The 24,543-nt window shown below is 52.3% G+C and carries 22 protein-coding genes; 16 read left to right on the top strand and 6 right to left on the bottom strand.

Going from position 1 to position 24,543, the window contains the following annotated elements; translation table 11 throughout:
* Window positions 1-70: 70 nt before the first annotated feature.
* Together ompR and envZ are read left to right on the top strand one after the other, a co-directional pair.
* The gene (gene ompR, locus A0G03_RS08935) at window positions 71-790 is read left to right on the top strand and encodes an osmolarity response regulator transcription factor OmpR (protein WP_005969424.1); all 720 of its coding nucleotides are present in this window, start codon (window positions 71-73) and stop codon (window positions 788-790) included.
* Window positions 787-2,148: a two-component system sensor histidine kinase EnvZ gene (gene envZ / locus A0G03_RS08930; protein WP_048262782.1), complete on the top strand. Its 1,362-nt coding sequence runs from the start codon at window positions 787-789 to the stop codon at window positions 2,146-2,148. Before ompR ends, envZ begins: the two co-directional genes overlap by 4 nt.
* A 385-nt stretch (window positions 2,149-2,533) precedes the next feature.
* Here envZ and pckA read toward each other — a convergent pair whose 3' ends face one another.
* From pckA to A0G03_RS08905, 5 genes are all read right to left on the bottom strand, one after another.
* Window positions 2,534-4,153, bottom strand: coding sequence for a phosphoenolpyruvate carboxykinase (ATP) (gene pckA / locus A0G03_RS08925; protein ID WP_048262780.1), 1,620 nt, complete (start codon window positions 4,151-4,153; stop codon window positions 2,534-2,536).
* A gap of 197 nt (window positions 4,154-4,350) precedes the next feature.
* Entirely contained in the window at window positions 4,351-5,220 is an 870-nt protein-coding gene (gene hslO / locus A0G03_RS08920) for an Hsp33 family molecular chaperone HslO (protein ID WP_048262778.1), read from the bottom strand.
* Window positions 5,221-5,246: 26 nt separating this feature from the next.
* Window positions 5,247-5,657, bottom strand: a complete 411-nt coding sequence (gene hslR, locus A0G03_RS08915) for a ribosome-associated heat shock protein Hsp15 (RefSeq protein ID WP_048262777.1) — start codon at window positions 5,655-5,657, stop codon at window positions 5,247-5,249.
* A gap of 116 nt (window positions 5,658-5,773) precedes the next feature.
* Window positions 5,774-6,460: a GMP/IMP nucleotidase gene (yrfG, locus tag A0G03_RS08910; protein WP_048262775.1), complete on the bottom strand. Its 687-nt coding sequence runs from the start codon at window positions 6,458-6,460 to the stop codon at window positions 5,774-5,776.
* A 117-nt stretch (window positions 6,461-6,577) separates the two neighbouring features.
* On the bottom strand, window positions 6,578-8,725 hold the full coding sequence (locus A0G03_RS08905) for an intracellular growth attenuator family protein (RefSeq protein ID WP_048262772.1): 2,148 nt from the start codon (window positions 8,723-8,725) through the stop codon (window positions 6,578-6,580).
* Between the two features lie 437 nt (window positions 8,726-9,162).
* On the opposite strand from A0G03_RS08905, the gene nudE reads away from it, so the two are divergent.
* Complete coding sequence (nudE, locus tag A0G03_RS08895) at window positions 9,163-9,720, top strand: ADP compounds hydrolase NudE (RefSeq protein ID WP_048262770.1); 558 nt, start codon at window positions 9,163-9,165, stop codon at window positions 9,718-9,720.
* A gap of 232 nt (window positions 9,721-9,952) precedes the next feature.
* Window positions 9,953-11,377 carry a DUF1593 domain-containing protein gene (locus A0G03_RS08890; RefSeq protein ID WP_080965269.1) on the top strand — a complete coding sequence of 475 codons (1,425 nt, stop codon included), beginning with the start codon at window positions 9,953-9,955 and terminating at the stop codon, window positions 11,375-11,377.
* 128 nt (window positions 11,378-11,505) lie between these two features.
* On the opposite strand, the gene mrcA is transcribed toward A0G03_RS08890, so the two are convergent.
* Complete coding sequence (gene mrcA, locus A0G03_RS08885; RefSeq protein ID WP_048262768.1) at window positions 11,506-14,061, bottom strand: peptidoglycan glycosyltransferase/peptidoglycan DD-transpeptidase MrcA; 2,556 nt, start codon at window positions 14,059-14,061, stop codon at window positions 11,506-11,508.
* 111 nt (window positions 14,062-14,172) lie between these two features.
* Here mrcA and pilM point away from each other — a divergent pair, with 111 nt between their 5' ends.
* The 12 genes from pilM to trpS all read left to right on the top strand — a co-directional run bounded on the left by pilM (window position 14,173) and on the right by trpS (window position 24,495).
* Window positions 14,173-15,024, top strand: a complete 852-nt coding sequence (gene pilM, locus A0G03_RS08880) for a type IV pilus biogenesis protein PilM (RefSeq protein ID WP_048262766.1) — start codon at window positions 14,173-14,175, stop codon at window positions 15,022-15,024.
* Window positions 15,025-15,026: 2 nt separating this feature from the next.
* A complete protein-coding gene (locus A0G03_RS08875) occupies window positions 15,027-15,596 on the top strand; it encodes a PilN domain-containing protein (RefSeq protein WP_048262764.1) in 570 nt (189 codons plus the stop codon).
* Window positions 15,589-16,176 carry a hypothetical protein gene (locus tag A0G03_RS08870; protein ID WP_048262762.1) on the top strand — a complete coding sequence of 196 codons (588 nt, stop codon included), beginning with the start codon at window positions 15,589-15,591 and terminating at the stop codon, window positions 16,174-16,176. Before A0G03_RS08875 ends, A0G03_RS08870 begins: the two co-directional genes overlap by 8 nt.
* Window positions 16,173-16,562, top strand: coding sequence for a DNA utilization family protein (locus A0G03_RS08865; RefSeq protein WP_048262758.1), 390 nt, complete (start codon window positions 16,173-16,175; stop codon window positions 16,560-16,562). Before A0G03_RS08870 ends, A0G03_RS08865 begins: the two co-directional genes overlap by 4 nt.
* Before the next feature lie 90 nt (window positions 16,563-16,652).
* Entirely contained in the window at window positions 16,653-17,927 is a 1,275-nt protein-coding gene (hofQ, locus tag A0G03_RS08860) for a DNA uptake porin HofQ (protein WP_080965268.1), read from the top strand.
* Between the two features lie 351 nt (window positions 17,928-18,278).
* Window positions 18,279-18,800: a shikimate kinase AroK gene (gene aroK / locus A0G03_RS08855; protein WP_048262755.1), complete on the top strand. Its 522-nt coding sequence runs from the start codon at window positions 18,279-18,281 to the stop codon at window positions 18,798-18,800.
* Window positions 18,801-18,851: 51 nt separating this feature from the next.
* Window positions 18,852-19,937 carry a 3-dehydroquinate synthase gene (gene aroB, locus A0G03_RS08850; RefSeq protein WP_048262752.1) on the top strand — a complete coding sequence of 362 codons (1,086 nt, stop codon included), beginning with the start codon at window positions 18,852-18,854 and terminating at the stop codon, window positions 19,935-19,937.
* A gap of 150 nt (window positions 19,938-20,087) precedes the next feature.
* Window positions 20,088-21,104, top strand: coding sequence for an SPOR domain-containing protein (locus A0G03_RS08845; protein ID WP_048262750.1), 1,017 nt, complete (start codon window positions 20,088-20,090; stop codon window positions 21,102-21,104).
* A 79-nt stretch (window positions 21,105-21,183) separates the two neighbouring features.
* Window positions 21,184-21,996 (top strand): adenine-specific DNA-methyltransferase, encoded by an 813-nt coding sequence (dam, locus tag A0G03_RS08840; protein ID WP_048262748.1) that lies wholly within the window; start codon window positions 21,184-21,186, stop codon window positions 21,994-21,996.
* A gap of 123 nt (window positions 21,997-22,119) precedes the next feature.
* On the top strand, window positions 22,120-22,797 hold the full coding sequence (gene rpe / locus A0G03_RS08835; RefSeq protein WP_005969459.1) for a ribulose-phosphate 3-epimerase: 678 nt from the start codon (window positions 22,120-22,122) through the stop codon (window positions 22,795-22,797).
* A complete protein-coding gene (locus A0G03_RS08830; RefSeq protein WP_048262746.1) occupies window positions 22,790-23,494 on the top strand; it encodes a phosphoglycolate phosphatase in 705 nt (234 codons plus the stop codon). Before rpe ends, A0G03_RS08830 begins: the two co-directional genes overlap by 8 nt.
* Window positions 23,491-24,495 (top strand): tryptophan--tRNA ligase, encoded by a 1,005-nt coding sequence (gene trpS / locus A0G03_RS08825; RefSeq protein WP_048262745.1) that lies wholly within the window; start codon window positions 23,491-23,493, stop codon window positions 24,493-24,495. The genes A0G03_RS08830 and trpS overlap by 4 nt, the downstream gene beginning before the upstream one ends.
* The last annotated feature ends 48 nt before the right edge of the window (window positions 24,496-24,543 follow it).

The raw sequence follows: 24,543 nt of genomic DNA, 5'->3' as shown, positions 1-24,543 counted from the left end.
CGACTGTCAGTAATTCGTGTGTTTCTGAACAATAGCAGCGTCGGCGCTATTACGCCTTTGGAGAAAGAGAATGCAAGAAAACTATAAAATTCTGGTTGTAGATGACGATATGCGTTTGCGTGCGCTGTTAGAACGTTATTTGACCGAACAGGGTTTTCAGGTACGTAGCGTAGCGAATGCTGAACAGATGGACCGTTTGCTGACCCGAGAATCCTTTCACCTCATGGTGCTGGACCTCATGTTGCCGGGCGAGGATGGGTTGTCCATCTGCCGTCGTTTGCGCAGCCAGAGCAACCCGATGCCGATCATTATGGTGACGGCGAAAGGGGAAGAAGTGGACCGTATCGTTGGGTTGGAAATTGGCGCGGACGATTATATTCCTAAACCTTTCAACCCGCGTGAACTGCTGGCTCGTATCCGTGCCGTGCTGCGTCGTCAGGCGAATGAACTGCCGGGTGCGCCATCGCAGGAAGAAGCCATTATCGCGTTTGGTAAGTTCAAGCTGAATCTGGGCACGCGCGAAATGTTCCGTGATGATGAACCGATGCCGTTAACCAGCGGTGAATTTGCTGTGCTTAAGGCGCTGGTAAGCCATCCGCGTGAACCGCTGTCTCGCGATAAGTTGATGAATCTGGCTCGTGGTCGCGAATACAGTGCGATGGAGCGTTCCATCGACGTACAAATTTCTCGCCTGCGTCGCATGGTGGAAGAGGATCCGGCGCACCCGCGTTATATCCAAACCGTGTGGGGTCTTGGCTACGTATTTGTCCCGGACGGCAGTAAGGCATGATGCAATGGCGCTTTTCTCCGCGCAGCTCATTTGCACGGACGTTGCTGCTGATTGTCACGTTATTGTTTGTCAGTTTGGTCACCACCTATCTGGTGGTGCTCAACTTCGCTATTCTGCCGAGTTTGCAGCAATTTAATAAGGTGCTGGCATACGAAGTAAGAATGCTGATGACGGACAGTCTGCAACTGGAAGATGGCTCCACGCTTGAGGTGCCACCTGCGTTCCGGCGTGAGATTTATCGCGAATTGGGTATATCGCTGTACACCAATGCTGCGGCGGAGGAAAGCGGCCTGCGTTGGGCACAGCACTACAAATTTCTGAGTGATCAGATGGCGCAGCAGCTGGGCGGCCCAACGGATGTGCGGGTTGAAGTCAGCAAAAACACGCCGGTAGTGTGGCTGAAAACCTGGCTGTCACCGGATATCTGGGTACGCGTTCCCCTCACTGAAATTCATCAGGGCGATTTCTCGCCGCTTTTCCGCTATACGCTGGCGATTATGTTGCTGGTGATTGGCGGCGCATGGCTATTTATTCGGGTGCAAAACCGACCGCTGGTTGAGCTGGAGCATGCGGCTTTGCAGGTCGGTAAAGGCATTATTCCGCCGCCGCTGCGGGAATATGGCGCGTCTGAAGTGCGTTCTGTGACGCGCGCCTTTAACCAGATGGCCTCTGGCGTGAAGCTGCTGGCCGATGATCGCACGCTGCTGATGGCGGGCGTCAGTCATGACTTGCGTACGCCGCTGACGCGCATTCGTCTGGCGACCGAAATGATGGGCAAGGAAGATGACTATCTGGCGGAGTCGATCAATAAGGACATTGAAGAGTGTAATGCGATTATTGAGCAGTTCCTCGACTACCTGCGTACCGGTCAGGAAATGCAGACGGAAGTCGCCGATCTGAACGCCATTATGGGTGAAGTGGTGGCGTCCGAGAGCGGCTATGAACGTCAGATTGACAGCGATTTTGCTACTGGTGAGCTGCTGTTGCGCATCAGTTCGCTCTCGATAAAACGTGCGGCGCTGAATCTGGTGGTGAATGCGGCGCGTTACGGTAACGGCTGGATCAAAGTCAGTACCGGACGTGAGCTACAGCGCGTGTGGTTCCAAGTAGAAGATGACGGGGAAGGCATCGCGGCCGATCAATTACAGCACTTGTTCCAGCCATTTGTTCGCGGCGACAGCGCACGAACCACCAGCGGAACAGGGCTAGGCTTGGCGATTGTGCAGCGTATTATCGATGCACATAATGGCGTGCTGGATGTTGGCACGAGCGAACGCGGTGGGCTCTGTGTCCGCGCGTATTTGCCGCTGCTATCGGAAGCCTCGGTAGCGGATAACGGTGCTGCAAAAGAGTCATAAGCCTAATGCCGATCGTTTAAGAACCGAGATACACGGAGCGACCACGGGGCGAGGTGTCCCTGCGGGAACCTCATCCCCGTGTTTCTCCTAAAATGAGGTTTAGACTACCAGCGTTAGTCATAAGCCTCTTCTTAAGTTCTACAATAGAAAAAGGCGCGGAATCTGCGCCTTTTGAGGTCACGAATAAAGTCCGCCGCGCGGTAGTAACGGATAGATCGTAAAGACGCTGTGAACACATCCCTGTGCGCTCGGCTTGCGCCATCCTTGGCGCAAACGCTTTACTCTTCTATTCCGTTACTACCGTTTTCGTTTGGCAAATAGATTTTTCGACGGCCTGAAGGCGCGGAATCCGCGCCTTTTTTACATACATTTGCTGGCGAGCGGTTTACCGCTTCGGTCCTGCTTTCACCAGCGCGGCACCTGCTGGTGCATCGGTGTATTTATCGAAGTTGGTGATAAAGCGTTGGGCCAGATCGTCTGCTTTTTCCTGCCACTGTTCGATGCTCGCATAGGTATCACGTGGGTCGAGAATGTCAGGGTTGACGCCGGGCAGCGAGGTCGGGATTGCCAAATCGAAGACCGGCAGCGTCTGCATTTCTGCATCATCAATGCTGCCATTCAGAATGGCGTCAATGATCCCTCGCGTATCCTTGATTGAGATACGTTTGCCGCTGCCGTTCCAGCCAGTGTTCACCAGATAGGCTTGTGCGCCTGCCGCCTTCATACGTTTCACCAGCACTTCTGCGTATTGCGTTGGGTGCAGCATTAGGAATGCCGCGCCAAAGCAGGCGGAGAAGGTTGGTGTTGGTTCCGTCACGCCGCGCTCAGTTCCCGCCAGTTTGGCCGTAAAGCCAGACAGGAAGTGATATTGCGTCTGATCGGATGTCAGGCGAGAAACGGGTGGCAACACGCCGAATGCGTCCGCCGTCAGGAAGATCACTTTGGTTGCGTGACCCGCTTTGGAGACCGGTTTAACGATATTGTGGATATGGTAGATCGGGTAAGAGACGCGGGTATTCTCGGTTTTGGAACCATCGTTAAAGTCTACGTTGCCGTCTGCCAGCACCGTGACGTTTTCCAGCAGCGCATCGCGTTTGATGGCACCGTAAATATCCGGCTCCGCTTCTTTGGATAGTTTGATGGTCTTGGCATAGCAGCCGCCTTCAAAGTTGAAGACGCCGTCGTCGTCCCAGCCGTGCTCGTCATCGCCAATCAACTGGCGTTTCGGATCGGTAGAAAGCGTGGTTTTACCCGTACCGGACAGGCCGAAGAAGACCGCCACATCGCCTTTTTCGCCGACGTTTGCCGAGCAGTGCATCGAGGCGATGCCTTTCAACGGCAGCAGGTAGTTCATGATGGAGAACATCCCTTTCTTCATTTCGCCACCGTACCAGGTGCCGCCAATCAGCTGGATGCGCTCTGTCAGGTTGAACGCGACAAAGTTCTCAGAGTTCAGCCCCTGTTCCTGCCAGTTCGGATTAGTGCATTTTGCACCGTTCATCACGATGAAATCTGGTTCAAAACCTTCCAGTTCTTCATCGCTCGGACGGATAAACATGTTTTTGACGAAATGCGCCTGCCAGGCCACTTCGGTCACGAAACGCACGCTGAGGCGGCTGTCTGGATTAGCACCGCAGAAGGCATCGATGATGAACAACCGCTTGCCAGACAGCTGCGTGGTGACGAGTTCTTTCAGATGCGTCCAGGTTTCCTGGCTCAATGGCTGGTTATCGTTCTTACCTTTTCCTTGATCGGACCACCACACGGTGTCGCGGGTAACGTCATCGCGCACGATGTATTTGTCTTTCGGGGAACGGCCGGTAAAGATGCCGGTATCAACGGCTACTGCACCCAGTTGGGTTTCGATGCCGCGTTCATAGCCTTGTAGGGTAGGGGAGCGTTCTTCTTTAAAAAGCAGTTCATAGCTGGGATTGTAGACAATATCGCGGACATCATGGATTCCATAAGCAGCCAGGGCTTGCGGGGTAATACCGTTGATCTGCATGTTGCTACTCCTCAAGTTATAGTCGTACTACTAAACATTGTAGGGAGTGAGCTTATTTTAACCGCGATAGCAATCATAAAATTAAATAAATTCATTAATAACTTTGCTTATTTAGGGTGTTTGAAAAATAATCACGGCGGTTTACAGGTGGGGAAATAAGCAAAATAAAACGGGTACTGTCGTACCCGTTAAAAAGATTAATGCAACAGATTTCCTGATGAGTCGTGCCGAATAGCACGGATGTCCAGTGAATTAAACAGGTAGTGTGTGCCACAATAATCACAGTGCATATCGATTTCACCGTCCTGCTCGATCATCTCATTGATCTCCTGATCGGACAGCGTCATTAATGCATCAGCGCAACGATCGCGCGAACAGTGACACTGGAATTCGACATCTTGCGGTTCATATACCGTAACCTCTTCCTGATGGTAAAGGCGGTACAGCACCTCGTTGGCAGGTAGGGTAAACAGCTCCTCGGCTTTGACTGTCGTGGTGAGCTGGGCCAGATGATCAAAATCATTCCGGTCAGTATCCTGCGCAGGTAGTACCTGTAGCAGCATGCCAGCGGCGACCGGATTGCCTTCGTGCTGTCCGGTACGGATAAACAGCCGCGTCGGCAACTGTTCGGACTGCTGGAAATAGCTTTCCAGACATTCAGCAACGGTTTCACCTTCTAAGCCAACGACGCCTTGATAACGTTCGCCGTCGGTCGGCGTAATCGTAATGACCAGATAGCCATTGCCGACCATCTCTTTCAGCGAACTGCCCGGCGTGATATCCCCTTGCAGACGGGCAACGCCGCGCATCTGCTGCTGGTGGTTACCGTTAATCACTGCCAGTTTCAGTGGGCCATCGCCCTGAAGCTGCACGGTAATATCGCCGCTGAATTTCAGCGTTGCCGTCAGCAGGCTGGTAGCAACCAGCATCTCGCCCAGCAGTGTTTGCACCGCTTCTGGATAGTCGTGGTTGGTCAAAATACGTTGATACGTCTCGTTAACTGTCACCAATTCGCCACGGACGGCATAATTCTCAAACAGATAACGATGTAGTTGGTCGTGAGCCATAATATTTTCTCGTCTTAATACGGCGATTAGTCTTGATCGCTGTATTTAAATTTAATCAGATCGCGTCGCTCTTTTTTATCCGGGCGGCGATCGGGATGTGGCATCGTCAGCGCATTCATTTTCCGCGCCTGTGCCACCTTTTCTCGTTTCTCTATGCTTGCAGCCGTTTCCTGATACAGCGCCTGCGCCTCTGTCGCACTTCTGCGCTGGCCGCTGACGGCCACAATGATCACGGTGCGTTCATCATTTCCCTGACGCAGTTTAATCTCGGCATTCAGCTCGACCTGTTTGCTCGGTTTACCGCGTTGCCCGTTATAGTGCACTTTGCCGCCGTCGATCATCTCGCGGGCGATTGCTCGGGTTTTATAGAAACGGGCGGCCCAGAGCCATTTGTCCAGACGAACGGCGTCGTCAGCCTGCTCAGTAACTTTCGCCATAAATCCCCTGATTACCCTCATGCCGATCGTTTAAGGATCGCGTTACTGGGGGAAACATGGCGCGAGGCATCCCTGCGGGAACCTCATCACCGTGTTTCCCCCTCAGGCCACCTGCATTACCCTGCGTTAACGGAGTGACGCAGGGCTGGTAGGAATGCAAGATAGTCATTCATTGACGGGTGTTGCAGGAATGCCTTTTCCTGCTGGCCGGAGTCTGGATTACGTACGCCCAGACAGTAATGGATGCCGAATGTTTTCGCGGCATCCAGAATCGGCTCGCTGTCATCCACGAAGAGCGTTCTGTCGGGGTTGAAGCCAGTTTGCTGCTGTACGGCCTGCCACAAACGCTGATTCTCTTTCGGATACCCATAAGTATGGGTGGAAAGCAATAAATCAAGGTGTTGATCCAGCCCCGTGTGTTCGATTTTCACAGCCAGACTGTGTGGATGCGCATTGGTCAGCAGAATCGTCTCCTTACCGCACTCGCGCAGCGCCGCTAAAAACGGCGTGGTGTCATCGCGTAATCGGGCCTGCGTGCCGATATCTGTCGTCATTTGATAGATATCCAGATCGAGACGTTCTGACCAGTAATCGAAGCAATACCAGTTTAGCGTGTGCTGAACCGCCTGATACTCTTGCTTGATAAGCTGATGTGCCTGCTCAAGGCTGATTCGGCGTTTTTCACTGAGCGACTGCGGCACCAGTTGAAGCCAGAAATAGCTGTCAAACGCCAGATCGAGCAGCGTGCCATCCATATCCAGTATCACGGTGTCGATGTCGTGCCAGTTAACGTGGGGATTCATAACGACTCCAGATGTCGCGTCGTGCTATAGGAGGGAGAAGCAGGAGACGCGCGATGCAATAGTGACAAGAAACCGATTCCGCTAGGTTAGCATAACCGCCGAAAGGGCACGACGCTGTTAGCGGGGTAGCAGGGGGCGGTGATCTGGGAACGAATCGGCCATTATATTGAAGCGTGAGGCGTAATAACGCTGAATATCGGTAACCCGTTTCTGGCTTTTATGCATTTTAATCCCGGTCAGAACCGCATTAATGATAAACGTCGCGGAAAAGAGCAGCAGCAGCAGGCAACTGCCGAGATAGCGCCAGACGGTAATGACATCGGGTTCGCTATGCAGGCTGATGTGCTGCGTTCCGTTAGCATCGGTATTGAGCTGGGTGATGACGCCCGCGGCATTAAACGGCGTATGCAGCAGCATGGCTGAAAGCCGCTGAAGCTCCTGCCACTGATCCGATGGACGATATTCATTGAGCGGCATCGGCGGGAGCGGATAGTTAACGAACTGCCGACCTTCGTCGCTGCGAATCAGGAATCCACCGGGAGGCGGGCTGTTCAGCGACTCTGTCGCGTTATTGATTTCCTGATAGAAGAATTGATCGGTGGAACTGTTGACCAATGACTCCAGCGTTTCTGCGCTAACGGCGGGCAGCACGACATTCATGCCTTTTAGCTTGCCGGAATCGGCGTCTCTTACCAGCGTATTCCAATTTTTGACGTCGCTCAGATTCACCAGCGCATTTTTAAGGCGAGAGCAATCGTTTTCCTGTTTACACAAATCTTGTGTTCTCAGAACGACTTCAGCGAAGTTCTTCAACAAAATCAGTCCTGATTTCTGGATCGTGGACGCTAATTGAGAATTGACCTGACCTTCTTTTTCCGCTTGCGGATGAAGTTGACTGTTGACGGATTTAAGCAAAGCGGAGGCTTTTTCAATGGTTTCAGACTCTGGTAATGGCAACGGCGCGGCTTTGTTCCAGTAAATGGCGGAGCAGTCGAAAGGGCTGAACGCGTAGGACGACGGCGCTGAGACGGGATGAACTCCTGCAGGCACATAGCACATACCATTACCGCGAACGGCCAGCGTGTCGCCAATACGGAGCTGGGCTTTTTCCAGATCGCTGACCTGCATTACCTCAATTCGCTGTGCGCCTTGAAGCCAGGCCAGACTGAGTTTTAACGGCAGTTCAAGCTGTACGTTAGTGACCAACAAAATCAGACTGAGCAGCGAACCCGCAGCCAGCAGCAGATTTCTGCCCCAGCGCTGTAGCGGGAAATTTTTCACTTCATCATGCAGTGAAAGGTGCTCTCCCTGACGGATCACCTGACGGTTGAGATAGATATCTACGTCCGTTTTTCGACCCAGATCCTGCGTGATATAGGGCTGCCAGTGGGGCGGGTAGATCAGATCGATATTGCCAAGAGAGATATTGCCGAGCGGGCCCTGATTAGATTCGCCAAACAATCCTAAACCTTGCGGCGTGCCGTGGAGGCAATGTACATCCCGCAATTCCTGTGCGGACGGAGACCGGAAAAGCTGCCACAAACTCCAGCCTGCTAACAATGATGCGGCGCCGATCAGCCAGGGGAGCAGGGCAATGGGGCTATTCAGGCTAATGAACAGAAGTAGAAAGGACAGGCAGAGCACGGCCGTTTCTTTCAACCCTCGGGAATGGTGCATTGCGTGTTCTTCACGCGTTTCTTTGCGGATGGTGACCAGCTCCGCATGTTCATTGCCTTCCTGACGGATGGAAGCATTTGGCACAGGGATTTCAGCTGGCAACGGAGCCAGCGGACGATCGTCAAGGCATTCGGTTAGCGAGTGTCCGTTCAGAGATATAACCAGCGGGATCGAGCGTGTCTTAATCAGTTCGACGGTATTGTTTTCGGTGATGAACTGTTCCCAACTGGGTGGCAGATGAATTTCTTGTGTATCAATGTAGTAGCGCCACTTATTCTGAACATCGGTGCTCAGGCCGTAACGTGTAATCGTATGGGTGATGGGATAAACCCGATTACTTTGCAGGGAACGCGGTAATTTTGGCTGTGCATTGGGAGTATCAAGCGGCGTGGTTTGCTGGCTATTTTCTTGAGCCAGATAACGCTCTACGGCGATCCGCTCATCTTCAGTTAACCGACGGGGAAGCGATTGCGAAACGGGTAAGGGTGGCGCGGACAGGAAACGGCGCCGCATACGGTAGCCGACAAGACCTCCGATAACGATCAGACAGGCAAGCAATATCGCCAATATGGTAAATATTGTGCTCATGTCATCTCCATTCCAAAACGCGATGCTCCCTGTTCTTGTCGGAGTTTAACAAAATTATACAATCGATGATAACCCGTATGGCATTGTTTTCTTAGATTAATAACGTAATTGTGAATAGAATTAATCGCATAAGGCGATGATAGTAACAAGCAAAAAATGTCTCTTGAATGAGGATAATCCTATTTTTTTTAAGTTATTGACTTTTGGCGGTGGTTTCTCATACAGGATGTATCTTGCATGTTGCTCACACGTAAATTCATCGTCACGATAGTTGCAGCGAAGGTGACTGTTAACGCACAATGTGAACAGAATCAAAAAAGAATATTTACGATCTCTTCTTATTCAACAGCATGTCGTATTCAGGTTACAGTAAAAGTAATCTCTTCATGCGCGTTGGGCTAAGGTGCCGTTCTGGTCGTAACTCTCTGGGGGCATCAATGAGTCATAACCTGCAAAAACCTAAAATCCTCAAGGTGGAAACGATAGCGCGTTCGCGCTTGTTTAACGTTGAATCCGTCGATCTTGAATTTAGCAACGGGGTACGCCGGGTTTATGAGCGGATGCGTTCAAGTGGTCGGCAGGCGGTGATGATTGTCCCGATCATTGATGATGAACTGCTGTTAATCCGCGAATACGCCGTTGGCATTGAAGAATACGAGCTGGGGTTTCCCAAAGGGCTGATCGATCCCGGTGAAACGATCTTTGAAGCGGCTAACCGTGAACTGATGGAAGAAGTCGGTTTTGGCGCTGAAAAGCTGGAATTGCTAGCGACGTTAACCATGGCGCCTTCCTATTTTTCCAGCCAGATGAATATTGTGGTGGCGCGCGGGCTGTATCCACAGAGCCTGGAAGGCGATGAACCGGAGCCGATGCCGCAAGTCCGCTGGTCAGTGGATAACATGTTGTCGCTGCTGCAAGAGCCTGATTTCCGTGAAGCGCGTAATGTCAGTGCGCTGTTTCTGGCACACGATTGGCTGCGTCGCACACCCCGCTAATTTCCTGTGGCGTAACGGAAAACGTACGCCTTTTCCGGTGATGTTGGTCACACATCCTTTTTTAGTTCGTTGTCGTGACAGGTGCAGGCGTCTATAACGTCTGCACAGGGCGTGACTGAATTAATTAAGGCGAACCTGCCGTGGATAGCAAAACTTGCTATTCACGGCGGGTTTTTTTGTTTTTTAGCCCTGGATAAATAAGCAAAACGACACTGACACAAAGGGGAAAATGATGAATATACCGAAGGGGATAATACGAACGCCGTTGATGTTGCTGGCGCTGATGAGCACGCTGCTATTTCCTGCACTGGGTCTGACTGCAGAAACCGTACCAGAGAAAACCCGGATACTTATCCTGACGGACATTGGCAATGAGCCGGATGATTCGCAGTCTTTGGTGCGCTTCCTGCTCTACAGTAATGAATTCGATGTCGAGGGGATTGTGGCAACCACGTCAACCTGGCTGCGGGATAAGGTCAATCCAGAGATGATTATGCAGCGACTTGATGCCTACGAGCAGGTGCTGCCCAATCTGCGCCAGCATGCGTCCGGCTACCCGTCTGCGGACGCATTGCGTCAGGTTGTCAGATCGGGTCGTGCCGGATTTGGCATGGACGCTGTTGGCGATAATAAAGCAACGGCAGCGTCTAAGTTGATTATTCAGGCGGTGGACAAACAGGATGCTCGCCCGCTGTGGATCACGGTATGGGGCGGCGCAGTCGATTTGGCACAGGCTCTTCATGACGTACGCGACACTCGCTCACTGGAACAGGTAGCGGCATTTATCAGTAAGATTCGCGTGTATGCGATCTCCGATCAGGATAATACCGGTGCCTGGATTCGGGCGAATTTCCCGACGCTGCGCTACATCACCAGTATCCATGCCTGGAATGATTATTTTCTCTCTACCTGGATTGGCATGTCCTCGTCGTTTGCAGAAGGCAGCGATATGAGTCAGGTGAATAACGAATGGCTGAGCAAACATATCCGCAGCAAAGGTCCACTCGGCGCGGTCTATCCTGCGATTGAATATACGATGGAAGGGGATACGCCCTCGTTCCTCTACCTGATTCAAAACGGACTTGGCGATCCAGAGCATTCGGAATATGGCAGTTGGGGAGGTCGCTATGCGGCTATCGTTCCGGGCGATACCAGCGGACTTCGCGTCAGCACGTCCGATCAGGTTATGAGCAATAATGGCAAAATGTACCGCACCTCCTCGGCCACAATCTGGCGCTGGCGCGAAGCATTCCAGAATGATTTTGCCGCTCGCATGGATTGGACGTTAACGAAAGGGAATAACAAGGCTAATCATAATCCTGACGTGGTACTGAATGGTCAGGCCGGGCGTTCCATTGTGACGATCGGTGTGAAAGCGGGTGAGACGGTGACGCTATCTGCCGACGGTTCGCACGACCGCGATGGCGACAAGGTGAATTATACTTGGTGGCAATATAAGGAACCTACGGCCACGGCGATCGGCGTACATTTTGCGCCAGAAGTGAAGCTGGTTAATGAGTCAGGCATGCAAACGCAGTTTGTCGCCCCAGAAGTCAAAACGCCGACGCCTTTCCATATCATTTTGCAGGCGAAAGACGAGGGAACGCCGAATCTGTTTTCCTATCGTCGGGCGATTGTCACCGTGATGCCGAAGTGATGCGATGTGAAAGAAGAAGGGCTTGATAGCCGATAGCTTAGCTAACTGGCCAAAAGGGAATCGTGTTGAATTTGCAATAAAAAATGGCCTTCCGTTAGGAAGGCCATCAATGAACGTAATGCCGGATATCAGAATAGCTCTTCGCTTTGTCCGTTATCCATCAGTGTGGTGCCGACTTCATGCACTTCATATTCTTTCGGCTGTGTACCGTCAATGAAGTACTCGGAACGGCTGTTCCCGCCACCGTTAGACAGCTTACCGCTGCTGCGGTCAATGACCACGCTGACGACGCCTGGCGGCGGCGTTAGCGGTTGCTCAGGTACGCCATCCAGTGCGGCTTTCATAAAGTCATCCCACGCTGGTTGCGCCGATTTCGCACCGCCTTCATAACCGGAGATCTGATCTTTGATCGCACCAGATGCACTGCTGGCTCCTAGATCGCGGCGGTGATCGTCAAAGCCAATCCAGACTGAAGTCACCAGATTCGGGCCATAGCCAGAGAACCATGCGTCTTTAGAACTGTTCGTTGTACCGGTTTTACCGCCGATATCATGACGCTTTAAATCACGACCCGCACGCCAGCCTGTTCCCATCCAACCCGGTTCGCCAAAGACGTTACTGTTCAGTGCGTCTTTAATTAGGAAAGACAGCGGCGTGTTGATCACGTGCGGTGCATAAGGCTGCGCTGCGCTTTGCTGTGCGGCCTCTGGTGTAACAGGCTCCAACTCTGGCTGCGGCAGACCTAACGGCGGTGCTTCGTTTGACGTGGCAACATCTTCAACATTCGTGTTTGCTAAGACTGGAGAACGTGGCGTATCACCGTAGACCAGCGGTAGATTACAGGTATCGCAGACCACTTTTGGCGTCGCGGTAAAGACCGTCCCGCTCACTTCGTTCTCTATCTTGCTAATCAGATAGGGATCGACCAGATAGCCGCCGTTTGCCATGACGGCATAACCACGTACGACCTGTAGCGGCGTAAACGAGGCGGCACCCAGCGCCAGCGATTCGGTATGAACGATATTCTGTGCCGGGAAACCGAAGCGTTGCAGGTACTCCGCCGCATAGTCCACGCCCATCGCACGCATAGCACGTACCATTACCACGTTTTTGGATTGACCCAGTCCCTGACGTAAGCGGATCGGACCGTCATAGGTCGCCGGGGAGTTTTTCGGCCGCCAGTCAGATCCTGCTCCAGCATCCCAACGGGTGATCGGGACGTCGTTCAGAATCGTTGCTAGCGTTAAACCCTTGTCCATCGCCGCGGTGTACAGGAATGGTTTGATGTTGGAACCAATCTGACGCAGTGCCTGTGTCGCGCGGTTGAATTTGCTTTGGTTAAAGTCAAAGCCGCCAACCAGCGCCTCTATGGCACCGTTTTTCGGGTTAAGCGAGACGATAGCGGAGTTGACGTCCGGCACCTGTGCCAGCCACCAGTCATCGTTCACTTTGCGCACCCAAACCTGCTGACCTGCTTGTACCACGTCCGTTACGCGCTTCGGCGTTGGCCCTTGCTGCGTATCGGAACGGTATGCGCGTGCCCAGCGCATGCCCGCCATCGGCAGGGCAACATTGCTGCCGTCAGACAGGATCGCAATCGCGTTGTCTGCCGTTGTGCTGGTGACGATGGCCGGATAGAGCGGCCCGTAGACTGGTAGCGCTTTCAGGGCAGCCATCATCTTCGTCTGATCCCAGACGCCTTCACCCACTTTCCACAGCACTTTGCTTGGGCCGCGGTAACCGTGGCGCATGTCATAGGCGAGGATGTTATTACGCAATGCGTCCTGCGCGGCAGTTTGCAATTTTTTGGTGACGGTCGTGTAGACCTTATAACCGTCGTTATACGCATCTTCGCCGTAGCGTTTGACCATCTCCTGCCGCGCCATTTCTGCGACATACGGCGCGGAGAACGAAATTTCAGGCGCGTGGTAATTCGCGACCAGTTTTTCGTTACGTGCCGCATCGTACTGCGACTGCGTGATGTAGTTTTCATCCTTCATACGCGCAAGCACGACGTTGCGACGGGCAACGGCACGATCGTAGGAGTAGAGCGGGTTGAACGTCGATGGAGCCTTCGGTAAGCCAGCGATCATCGCTATTTCGCTTAGCGTCAACTGGTCAACAGGGCGGCCAAAGTAAACCTGCGCCGCCGCGCCAACGCCATAGGCGCGATAGCCGAGGTAAATCTTATTCAGATAGAGCTCAAGGATTTCATCCTTGGTCAGCAACTGCTCAATACGGATAGCTAAAAACACTTCCTTGATCTTACGAGTCAGGGTGCGTTCCGGGCTCAGGAAGAAGTTTCTGGCGAGCTGTTGCGTAATGGTACTCGCCCCTTGAGAGGCGTGACCAGACGTGAGCGCGATAGACGCGGCGCGGATAATCCCGACGGGATCGACACCGTGGTGATCATAGAAGCGGCTGTCTTCGGTCGCGATAAAGGCATGTACCAACTCAGGAGGAACTTGGTTCAGTTTGAGCGGGATACGACGTTTTTCACCAAACTGCGCGATCAGCTCGCCATCGGCGCTGTAGACCTGCATCGGCGTTTGAAGCCGAACGTCTTTCAGCGCGGCAACATCGGGCAGTTGGGGTTCGATATAGCGGTACAAACCATATATCGAGGCAGCTCCCAGCAGAATGCAAGAGACTGCAAGGATGAATAGATACTTTACGAACTTCACCTGGGATTTTCCATTCAGTAGCGTTTGGACAGTTTATAAACAATCGGGCGCTAGTATAAAGATAACCCAGCACTGTGGATACGTTTATTGGATAAGGAAATCGGGTTGAACATGGCTTATCACATCTGGCGGGTTGGGTTAGATATACAAAACGGCTTCATGCGTGCGCTGGCGGTTCAGCGTCGCCGCTATGGCTGGCAGCTTCGTCACTGGTGGCAATGTCCGCTACCAGATGACACGTTGCGCTCAGGTAGTTTACACCATACTGAGGCGCTTTGTGAGGCCTTACGAAAATGGCGTCGTTTACTGCCTGGACACATTTCGCTACGGGTGGGTTTTCCTGTTCAACTGACTTTGCAACAGCATCTCCCTATGCCCGATCGGCGTTTACAGGAGCCGGAGCGCAGCCTCTATATTGAAACTATAGCGGCTCGCAAGCTGCCGATCGGCAGCGAGTCGCTGGCGATAGACTATCGGGGAGACCCGCAGATGCAGGGTTCGCTGCTGGTGACGGCTGCACGGCGACAGGAGATCGATAATTGGCTGGCATGTCTGAATCACGCGGGATTGCACCCTGATGTTCTTGAGATCTCAACGTGTGCGCTTCGGGTAATGGCGCAGCGAGCAGAGCTTGAATCTAACCGTCTGTTTCTGCACCGCCTGTTGGATAGTTGGCTGTGGGTATCCCCGCTCAACCATGCTTTCCACTCAGGTGTGATACTCCTTGATGAGCTGAAGGATGAGGCTGATATCTTATCGCTTGTAAGCACTCGCTATCAGCATGATGTCGACAACATAGCCTATTACTCTAGTGTCTCGCCCGATTTACCCTGCCAACTGAGCGACGTACTACAGCCGTGGTCGCCGTTAACGGCGTTTAACCACATGCAGCCGCCGCTGCCTAGCTTCCCCTCGGCTTTTGCGATCGCGGGTGGGCTGGCATTGCGTCCTGAGGATGTTTAACCATGCTGCTGATTAATCTTTTACCTTGGCGTAAAACTCAGATGCGTCAGCGGGCACGTCGTTGGTTAGGGCTGCTGTGCTTCCAGACGGGGTTGATGTTGTGCCTTATCGCGGCGATGTATCTACTTTGGCAGCACAGACAGCAACGTGTGCAGGATGTGTTCAATTCGGTGCTGGCGCAACAGCAGCAACTGACGGCGTTGTATCAGCAGACCCACCAGGCGCGAGAAACGCTACGTCGCTATCAGGCGCAAGAACGCGCTGAGGCGATAGTCCAGCATGACAACCGTCGTAACCTCCATGTATTAGGGCAACTTGCCAGTATGATGCCCACGCGTCTGTGGCTGACGGAAATAGCTGACCGTGGATCGCACCTGTTACTTTCTGGAATGAGTGAGAACCACCACGATATCATTACGTTACAGTATGTATTGTCGCGCCATGCTTCAGTCGAACGTGTACAACTGCTGCATGCATCCCGGGAGCGTGGTGTGAATACGGGTTTACGTTTTTCCTTTCAGGCTGACTGGCGTGGTACGACCGATCTTTCACAGGGAGAAGTCCATGAGTAATCAATCAGTTGTGACTGATATTGTGCTGAACTGGCCGAGGCTCATTAATAAACCATTATGGCAGCAGCTCTTTCTCCAATGGGCGTTTGTTGCCGCTGCTGGACTGCTATCAGGTTGGTTCCTCATCGGCGAAGTACGGAGAGCTGTTATTGGCATAGAAACGCAAACCGTTCAGGTGCGTCTGGATATACAGGAGGTGCAACAAAAGCTAGACGCGATGCCGCCGTTGTCGATGTTACGCACGCAATTAGCGGAGAAAACCGCGCAAGTCGTTCCCTTTCAGCCCGACAGGTTGGCACAGCTTATCGTCGAGCCTTTATCGCAGGCTGGTGCTTCGCTGCTGTCCTGGCAACCCACGCTGCGTGACGCAGGTGAACCTCATCATGACCGCTGGCAGTTGGCATTTAGCGCCGATTACACGGGCGTGTTGCAGGTGCTTCGTAAGTTGACGGGGTTGCCTTATGTACTGCGAATCGCGCAACTGACCGTAAAGCCTGATACCGCTCAAACGGAGCCATTATTAGGAATGCCACGGTTACAGGTTGAGCTATCGCTAATCAGGCCAGAGGGTGCGCCATGAGTCATATCACGCTTCGTACCGCTTTGATGCTGCTCTTCGTAACGCATAGCGTGCAGGCAGAAAAGCTCGCAGAACGCGCAGAACGCATAGACCCTTTTCATCCTTTGGCTACTGTGCGTTGTTTACCTTCGGCGACATTGCCACCGTGGCAGCTAAAAGGCGTGATTGGCTCTGGCGAGCGTTGGATTGGTTGGCTCGCGCAGCCAGAGGCTGTTGGGTGGATCCGGCTGGCAAGTGGCGAGACGATCCCGCCAGGAAACTGGTTGGTCAGTCAACTGGATAAATCAGGAGCCAAATTGGTTCCGATGGTGGGTGAGGCTGGCTGTGACGGCCTGCCAGATGAGATGTTGCTGGCTTCTCCGTTTATCAATAAGCGAGCGGAATAGGTGAAGTCTCTCTGGTGACACGTATTTTGAAAGTCGTTTTTTGACAACGATTTTTTTGGACAAGAGTGTATCTCGATAACAAGGACGATGATGAATATGAGGATGTTATGTCGGGTAGTGGCGTGGAGCTGTCTGTTGCTTCTCAGCGTGCCGTATCAGGCCAGTGCGGAGAGCGCGGTATCGATGGCATTTGAGGACTCACCGATACCTCGCGTGTTACAGGCATTAGCCGATCACCAGCAGCTCAATGTGGTGATCGCGCCGGGTGTGACGGGGAATCTCAGCTTGAGGCTGGCAGATATTCCCTGGCAGCAGGCGTTGGATATTGTTTTACGTATGGGGAGGCTCAGCGTAGAGCGCAACGGTAACGTGCTGCTGGTTTTCCCTGCTGACCATCTTGAGTCCTTGCAGAAAGAACGGGACGAACGCGTAGCGGAACAGGCACAGAAATTGCCGCTGCGTAATCTTGCTGTTGCCTTGCAGTATGCTGATGCCGCGGAAGTGGCGGCTAGCGTTCAGGCTCAACGTGGGACGCTACTTTCTACGCGTGGCAGCGTAACCGTGGACAAACGCACGAATACCTTATTGATTCGCGATACGGAAGACGCGCTGTCACAGCTCGAACCGTGGGTGAAAGAGCTCGATCTGCCGTTAGCGCAGGTACAACTGGCGGCGCATATTGTCACCATCAGCAGTGAGCACCTGCAGGCATTGGGTGTTAACTGGGGGCTGGGTGAAGGGGACGCGACAAACAAAGCGCTCAGGCTGAATAATTTTAATGTTGGCCTGCCTGTGGATACACCAGCGGTAAATGTGGGGTTCCATCTGGCGCGGTTGAACGGTCGCTTGCTGGATCTGGAATTAATGGCCCTGGAGCAGGAAAATGAGGTCGAGATTATTGCCAGTCCTCGACTCTTTACCGCACATCAGCAAACCGCCAGTATTAAACAAGGGACGGAAATTCCGTATCAGGTCTCCAGCGGTGCCAGCGGGTCGACGTCTATCGAATTCAAAGAGGCGGTATTAGGCATGGAAGTTACGCCTGACATTCTGCGTGCTGGACGCATTACGCTGAACCTGAAAATCAGTCAAAACATGCCGGGACAGACGATTAAGCAAGGTGATAACGGCGAAGCGTTAGCGATCGATAAACAGGAAATCCAAACTCAGGTGACGGTCGCTGATGGAGAAACCATCGTATTAGGCGGCATTTTCCAGCAGCAAAAGAAGAACAACGACAGAAAGGTGCCAATATTGAGTGAGGTTCCCGTATTTGGTCATCTGTTCAGAAACCATACTGAGCAGCATACGCGACGAGAATTGGTCATTTTCATTACACCAACGCTGATCCCTGCATCATTATGAGTAAACCCAGGCTCGCTCTGATGTTATGCGGTGTTTTTCGCTCGGATAGGGAGCAATATTTTGTCACGTTTGGCGCTTATGAGTTTGACGCTGCGGCGGATTTAGCTTACAAGGGTTAGCGAATTGAGCACTGAAGTGTTGTTCCACCGAAAATGTCGATAAAACATACTACATTGACCACCTGTGGTCGGTGTGACATTTTATTCGGTTGCCAAACTACCCTGAGTCTTGAGATAATTTTTTGTCTGATTCTCGCACTATCGCTCATGAGGTTTCAGTTTAGGTCCCGCCGCTGGGTTAATTGGCGGGGCGGGTTATCATTAACGAATTGTCTTAGTAATACCAAAAAACATGGCAGAGAAACGCAATATCTTTCTGGTTGGGCCTATGGGTGCCGGCAAAAGCACTATTGGCCGTCAATTAGCTCAGCAACTCAATATGGAGTTTTTCGACTCCGATCAAGAAATTGAGCGACGCACTGGGGCTGATGTGGGCTGGGTATTCGATGTGGAAGGCGAAGACGGCTTCCGCGATCGTGAAGAGAAAGTCATTAATGAATTGACGGAAAAGCAAGGCATCGTACTGGCGACAGGCGGTGGCTCAGTCAAATCACGTGAGACGCGCAATCGTCTTTCCGCGCGCGGCGTTGTCGTTTATTTGGAAACGACAATCGAGAAACAGCTGGCCCGCACGCAGCGTGATAAGAAGCGTCCGTTACTTCAGGTTGAAACCCCTCCACGTGAAGTATTGGAAGCGTTGGCGAAAGAGCGGAACCCGCTTTATGAAGAAATCGCTGACGTTACCATTCGGACTGACGAGCAAAGTGCCAAGGTCGTTGCTAACCAGATTATCAATATGCTGGAAAGTAACTAAGAGCATACCTTATCCGCATTGAGCGGATTCTGAACGGGTTGTTTAACGAGCATGGAAAGAATTACCGTAACACTTGGGGAACGTAGTTACCCCATTACGATAGCTGCCGGATTGTTTGATGATTCGGCTTCTTTTATGCCGTTGAAAGCGGGGGATCAGGCCATGCTGGTGACGAACCAGACATTGGCCCCTCTGTATCTTGACCGTGTTCGTGGTGTGCTGGAAAAAAATGGCGTGCATGTCGATCAGGTTATTTTACCTGATGGCGAGCAGTACAAATCGCTGACCGTCTTGGATCAGGTATTTACCGCGCTGCTGGCGAAGCCGCATGGTCGTGATACGACAATTGTTGCTTTGGGTGGTGGTGTCATCGGCGATTTAGCCGGTTTTGCCGCAGCCAGTTATCAGCGTGGCGTCCGATTCATTCAGGTGCCGACAACGCTGTTATCGCAGGTAGATTCTTCCGTCGGTGGTAAAACCGCCGTCAATCACCCGTTGGGTAAAAACATGATCGGGGCGTTCTACCAGCCCGTATCGGTTGTGATCGATCTGGACTGCCTGAAATCTTTACCGGCACGGGAATTGTCATCCGGGCTAGCGGAAGTGATCAAGTACGGCATTATTCTGGATCGCGATTTCTTTCTTTGGCTTGAAGAAAACATTGAGGCAGTGCGTGAGCTACAGCATGACGCGCTGGCTTACTGCATTCGACGCTGCTGTGAAATTAAAGCCGCAGTGGTGGCAGCCGATGAACGTGAAAGTGGCATGCGCGCGTTGCTCAATCTGGGCCATACTTACGGGCATGCTATTGAAGCTGAAATGGGCTACGGTAACTGGCTTCATGGCGAAGCGGTTGCGGCAGGCATGGTGATGGCTGCACATACGGCACGTCGCCTCGGACAGTTCTCCGATTCGGACGTCGAACGTATCAAGTCTCTGTTGGTTCGCGCTGGCCTGCCAGTGAACGGTCCGACGCAAATGACGCCTGAAGCCTATCTTCCCCACATGATGCGTGACAAGAAAGTGCTGGCGGGTGAGTTACGTCTGGTGCTTCCAACGGCAATTGGTCAATCCGAAGTCCGTGGTGGCGTCGCGCATGACATGGTGTTGGCCTCGATAGCAGATTGCTTGGCCTGATGCGTAATGCTATGCCAGTTATGAAACAGAAGTATTAACGACAGACACGCCCTGATGGGTTATGGTTAATAAAATACAATGCGTTACGATTCAATGATTCGCCTTGGCGACCGCGCGGCGGATTCGAGCTTTTTAGTGGGGAGATGTTAAATGGATGAGTTCAAGCCGGAAGATGAGCTGAAGCCAGATACCAGTGACCGTCGACCTACTCGTCAGCAAAAAAGCAGCAACTTCGCAGTACCGAAAATCGCGCTTTCCAGACAGCACCTGATGATTGGCATCGGGATTGTGGTACTGGTGCTGCTGATCGTGGGTATTGGTTCTGCTTTGCAGGCACCTTCTCAGCCACAAACGTCACAGACGCAGAATCAAGCGGGTGGAGAGCGAAATATCGATCTCTCTTCATCGTCCCCCATGACGCAAAGTGCGCAGCCTGCCTCACAGGGTGAGAGCCCTACTGCGGTATCTGGCGATGCCAGTCATGGTCAAACACCAGCGCAGACGTCTTCTCAAGTGCCGATGTCGCCTCAAACATTAAGTGCTCCACCGATTTCCGGTACGCCAACGGATGCGCAGGTTCAACCGCCAGTGGCAGGCCAACAGCGCATTGAGTTGCCGGGCAACATCACTGATGCGCTGTCGCAACAGCAAGGGCGCGTTAGCGAGTTCTCCCAGGGCGCGACAGGAAATTCGACGCTGCCGACGGCACCTGCGACGGTTGTTCCAACGGGGAAAACGCCTGCGACATCGTCCGCTAAAAATACGCACAATACGACGCCTGCACACGCTAGCAACGCTAAGCCTGCCGCAAACAATGCGCCAAAAGCGCCAGTAGTAAGCAAGCCTGCAGCGAATGCAAAAGCTGCTCCGGCGACTGCTGGGCAGAACGTTTCCGTACAGAATGCCCCAGCCAGCCACTTTACTTTGCAACTGAGCAGCGCTTCACGCTCGGACACGCTGAAAGCCTACGCGAAACAGCATAACCTCGCCCATTCGTGGGTGTATGAAACGAAACGAGACGGAAAATCCTGGTATGTGTTAGTGACCGGAGTCTATGCTTCTTCTGCGGAAGCGAAACAGGCGATTGCCGCCTTGCCCGCAGAGGTACAAGCGAAAAAACCATGGGTTAAGCCGATCCGCCAGGTGAAGCAGGACTTGAATAAGTAACACCAATTTTAGCCCTGATGTGCTGTCTGACACAGAGTACAATCCGCGGCTCTGAAACGTATGAGTAACTAACGACGGCATGAAGAAGAACCGCGCTTTTTTAAAATGGGCTGGTGGTAAATATCCGCTGGTAGAAGAAATTCGTCGCTATTTACCCGCAGGAGACTGTCTGATTGAGCCTTTTGTTGGCGCGGGTTCCGTATTTCTGAATACGGAATACGATCGCTACATACTGGCTGATATTAATAGCGACCTGATTAACCTCTACAATATCGTTAAATCGAATGCAGATGAGTTTGTTACCGATGCTCGTAAACTTTTTACGGATGAGGTAAACACGTCAGAGACGTTCTATTTGCTGCGTGAAGAATTTAACCTTTGTCGCGATGCCTATCGGCGTGCGCTGCTGTTTCTCTATTTGAATCGCCACTGTTATAACGGCCTGTGCCGTTACAACATGCGCGGTGAATTCAATGTTCCTTTCGGGCGCTACAAAAAACCCTATTTTCCTGAAGAGGAAATTCGCTGGTTCGCCTTGAAAGCGCAAAATGCCACGTTCATCTGTGAGCATTATCAGGACACGCTGGAAAAAGCAGAGAAGGGGTCGGTTATTTATTGCGATCCGCCTTATGCACCGCTGTCTGCTACCGCGAACTTTACGGCCTATCACACCAATAATTTCAGTCGTGCCGACCAGCAGAGTTTGGCGTTATTGGCACGTCGTTTGTCCGTAGAAAGCCAGATTCCCGTGCTGATTTCCAACCATGACACGGTGCTGACGCGTGAATGGTATCAGGAGGCCGTGCTGTATGTTGTTAAAGCACGCCGAACGATTAGTCGTAATATTTTAGGGCGTAGTAAAGTCAGTGAGTTACTCGCCTTATATCGGTAATACCATATTGTGTACAGGTGGGGTAAACAGAGCGCAGTGAATCGGTTAATGTCGTCAGAGAGGCGTTATTAGTCGAGAATAGGTTACCCGCAGGCATTCAGACTTTACCGTTTGGAGAAATGAATGAAACCGTTTTTAATCGCGCCGTCCATTTTGTCGGCTGATTTTGCCCGTCTTGGTGAAGATACTGCTAACGTATTGGCTGCCGGGGCTGATGTGGTCCATTTTGATGTCATGGATAACCACTATGTGCCAAATTTAACGATTGGCCCACTGGTTCTGAAATCCCTACGCGATTACGGCATTACCGCGCCGATTGATGTTCATCTGATGGTGAAACCCGTTGATCGTATCATCCCCGATTTCGCCAACGCGGGAGCCAGTTTCATTACCTTTCATCCCGAAGCCACGGATCACCTCGATCGTTCACTGCAACTGATCAAGGATCACGGCTGCAAAGCCGGGCTGGTGTTTAACCCTGCGACCCCGCTAAGTTACCTCGATTACGTCATGGATAAGCTGGATATCATTCTGCTGATGTCGGTTAATCCTGGATTTGGCGGTCAGTCCTTTATTCCCAGCACGTTGGATAAATTGCGTCAGGTTCGTCGCTTGATCGACGACAGCGGTTACGACATTCGACTGGAAGTCGATGGTGGCGTTAAGGTGGAGAATATCGGCGCGATTGCTGAAGCTGGCGCGGATATGTTTGTAGCGGGATCGGCTATTTTTGGTCATCCAGATTACCGAACTGTCATTGATCAAATGCGTAATGAAATTTCAAGGACGAAACATGACTGAATTAGCCGCGATTCGCGGGTTGGCTTTTGATTTGGACGGTACGTTGATTCATAGCGCACCGGGTCTGGCGGCGGCTATCGATCAGGCATTAGTCGCACAATCGTTGCCTGCGGCGGGCGAAGCCCGTGTCGCAACCTGGATTGGTAACGGTGCGGACGTGATGGTTGAACGAGCGCTACGCTGGGCTGGTGTTGAGCCGACTACCGTACGCTTGCAGGAAACCCGTGAGCGGTTCGATAGCTATTATGCGCAGACGGTGGATAGCGGCAGCACGCTGTTCCCGCAGGTCAAAGAGACGCTGGCGCAGTTGGCACAGCAAGGTGTTCCGATGGCAGTGGTGACCAATAAACCCACGCCGTTTGTTGCGCCGTTGCTGGCAGGATTAGGGATCGGCGATTATTTTTCGCTGATCATCGGTGGCGATGACGTCATCGTGAAAAAACCTCACCCTGCGCCGCTTTATCTGGTGCTGGGTAAGCTGGGATTACGCACGAGTGAACTCTTGTTCATCGGTGATTCCCGCAATGATATTCAGGCGGCACAGGCGGCAGGTTGCCGCAGTGTTGGCATGACGTATGGTTATAACTATGGTGAAGCGATCGAGCTGAGTCAGCCGGACGTCGTTCTGGATCGTTTTGCCGATATTTTGCCCCTGATCGGGCACTCCTCTTCACACAATCAGGAACCCTTAGTATGAGCAAGCCCATTGTATTTAGCGGTGCGCAACCGTCTGGTGAATTGACCATTGGTAACTACATGGGGGCGTTACGTCAGTGGGTCAGCATGCAGGACGATTACGACTGCATCTATTGCATCGTGGATTTGCATGCCATCACGGTGCGTCAGGATCCGCAGGCGCTGAGAAAAGCGACGCTGGATACCCTGGCGTTGTATTTGGCCTGTGGTATCGATCCGAAAAAGAGCACCATTTTCGTTCAGTCTCACGTGCCTGAGCATAGCCAACTGAGCTGGATATTGAACTGCTACGCGTATTTCGGCGAGTTGAGCCGCATGACGCAGTTCAAGGATAAATCTGCGCGTTATGAAGAGAACATCAACGCCGGTCTGTTTGATTATCCGGTGCTGATGGCGGCGGATATCTTGCTGTACCAAACAAATCAAGTGCCAGTGGGCGAAGATCAGAAGCAGCATCTGGAATTGAGTCGCGACGTTGGTCAGCGCTTCAACAGCCTGTATGGCGATATTTTCAAAGTGCCTGAGCCGTTCATTCCGAAGTCGGGCGCACGTGTGATGTCGCTGCTGGAGCCTACCAAGAAGATGTCCAAGTCCGACGATAACCGCAACAATGTTATCGGGCTGCTGGAAGATCCGAAAGCAGTGGTGAAGAAGATCAAACGCGCGATGACCGATTCCGATGAGCCGCCAGTCGTGCGCTATGACGTTGCGAATAAAGCCGGGGTATCGAATTTGTTGGATATTCTGTCTGGTGTTACGGGAAAAAGCATCCCTGAGCTGGAGCAGGAGTTTAATGGCCAGATGTATGGTCACCTGAAAGGTGCGGTAGCGGATGCCGTATCCGGCATGCTGTCTGAGCTGCAAGAACGTTATCACCGTTTCCGTAACGATGAGGCTTTCCTGCAACAGGTGATGCGTGAAGGGGCTGAAAAAGCCAGCGCTCGCGCACAGGAAACGCTGAAGAAAGTGTACGACGCAGTCGGCTTTGTTTCTCGCCCGTAAGTCTTAATTACCGTCAGGAGGATCTCTCCTGACGGTTTTCTGATACGT

Source organism: Pectobacterium peruviense (assembly GCF_002847345.1).
GTDB classification, from domain to species: domain Bacteria; phylum Pseudomonadota; class Gammaproteobacteria; order Enterobacterales; family Enterobacteriaceae; genus Pectobacterium; species Pectobacterium peruviense.
This window is presented reverse-complemented; position numbering and strand designations above follow the sequence as displayed.

Excerpts from the sequence above, each read along its gene's own strand:
- ompR (WP_005969424.1), top strand. The coding sequence starts at position 71 with ATGCAAGAAAACTATAAAATTCTGGTTGTAGATGACGATATGCGTTTG.
- envZ (WP_048262782.1), top strand. The coding sequence starts at position 787 with ATGATGCAATGGCGCTTTTCTCCGCGCAGCTCATTTGCACGGACGTTG.
- pckA (WP_048262780.1), bottom strand. The coding sequence starts at position 4,153 with ATGCAGATCAACGGTATTACCCCGCAAGCCCTGGCTGCTTATGGAATC.
- hslO (WP_048262778.1), bottom strand. The coding sequence starts at position 5,220 with ATGGCTCACGACCAACTACATCGTTATCTGTTTGAGAATTATGCCGTC.
- hslR (WP_048262777.1), bottom strand. The coding sequence starts at position 5,657 with ATGGCGAAAGTTACTGAGCAGGCTGACGACGCCGTTCGTCTGGACAAA.
- yrfG (WP_048262775.1), bottom strand. The coding sequence starts at position 6,460 with ATGAATCCCCACGTTAACTGGCACGACATCGACACCGTGATACTGGAT.
- A0G03_RS08905 (WP_048262772.1), bottom strand. The coding sequence starts at position 8,725 with ATGAGCACAATATTTACCATATTGGCGATATTGCTTGCCTGTCTGATC.
- nudE (WP_048262770.1), top strand. The coding sequence starts at position 9,163 with ATGAGTCATAACCTGCAAAAACCTAAAATCCTCAAGGTGGAAACGATA.
- A0G03_RS08890 (WP_080965269.1), top strand. The coding sequence starts at position 9,953 with ATGAATATACCGAAGGGGATAATACGAACGCCGTTGATGTTGCTGGCG.
- pilM (WP_048262766.1), top strand. The coding sequence starts at position 14,173 with ATGGCTTATCACATCTGGCGGGTTGGGTTAGATATACAAAACGGCTTC.
- A0G03_RS08875 (WP_048262764.1), top strand. The coding sequence starts at position 15,027 with ATGCTGCTGATTAATCTTTTACCTTGGCGTAAAACTCAGATGCGTCAG.
- A0G03_RS08870 (WP_048262762.1), top strand. The coding sequence starts at position 15,589 with ATGAGTAATCAATCAGTTGTGACTGATATTGTGCTGAACTGGCCGAGG.
- A0G03_RS08865 (WP_048262758.1), top strand. The coding sequence starts at position 16,173 with ATGAGTCATATCACGCTTCGTACCGCTTTGATGCTGCTCTTCGTAACG.
- hofQ (WP_080965268.1), top strand. The coding sequence starts at position 16,653 with ATGAATATGAGGATGTTATGTCGGGTAGTGGCGTGGAGCTGTCTGTTG.
- aroK (WP_048262755.1), top strand. The coding sequence starts at position 18,279 with ATGGCAGAGAAACGCAATATCTTTCTGGTTGGGCCTATGGGTGCCGGC.
- aroB (WP_048262752.1), top strand. The coding sequence starts at position 18,852 with ATGGAAAGAATTACCGTAACACTTGGGGAACGTAGTTACCCCATTACG.
- A0G03_RS08845 (WP_048262750.1), top strand. The coding sequence starts at position 20,088 with ATGGATGAGTTCAAGCCGGAAGATGAGCTGAAGCCAGATACCAGTGAC.
- dam (WP_048262748.1), top strand. The coding sequence starts at position 21,184 with ATGAAGAAGAACCGCGCTTTTTTAAAATGGGCTGGTGGTAAATATCCG.
- rpe (WP_005969459.1), top strand. The coding sequence starts at position 22,120 with ATGAAACCGTTTTTAATCGCGCCGTCCATTTTGTCGGCTGATTTTGCC.
- A0G03_RS08830 (WP_048262746.1), top strand. The coding sequence starts at position 22,790 with ATGACTGAATTAGCCGCGATTCGCGGGTTGGCTTTTGATTTGGACGGT.
- trpS (WP_048262745.1), top strand. The coding sequence starts at position 23,491 with ATGAGCAAGCCCATTGTATTTAGCGGTGCGCAACCGTCTGGTGAATTG.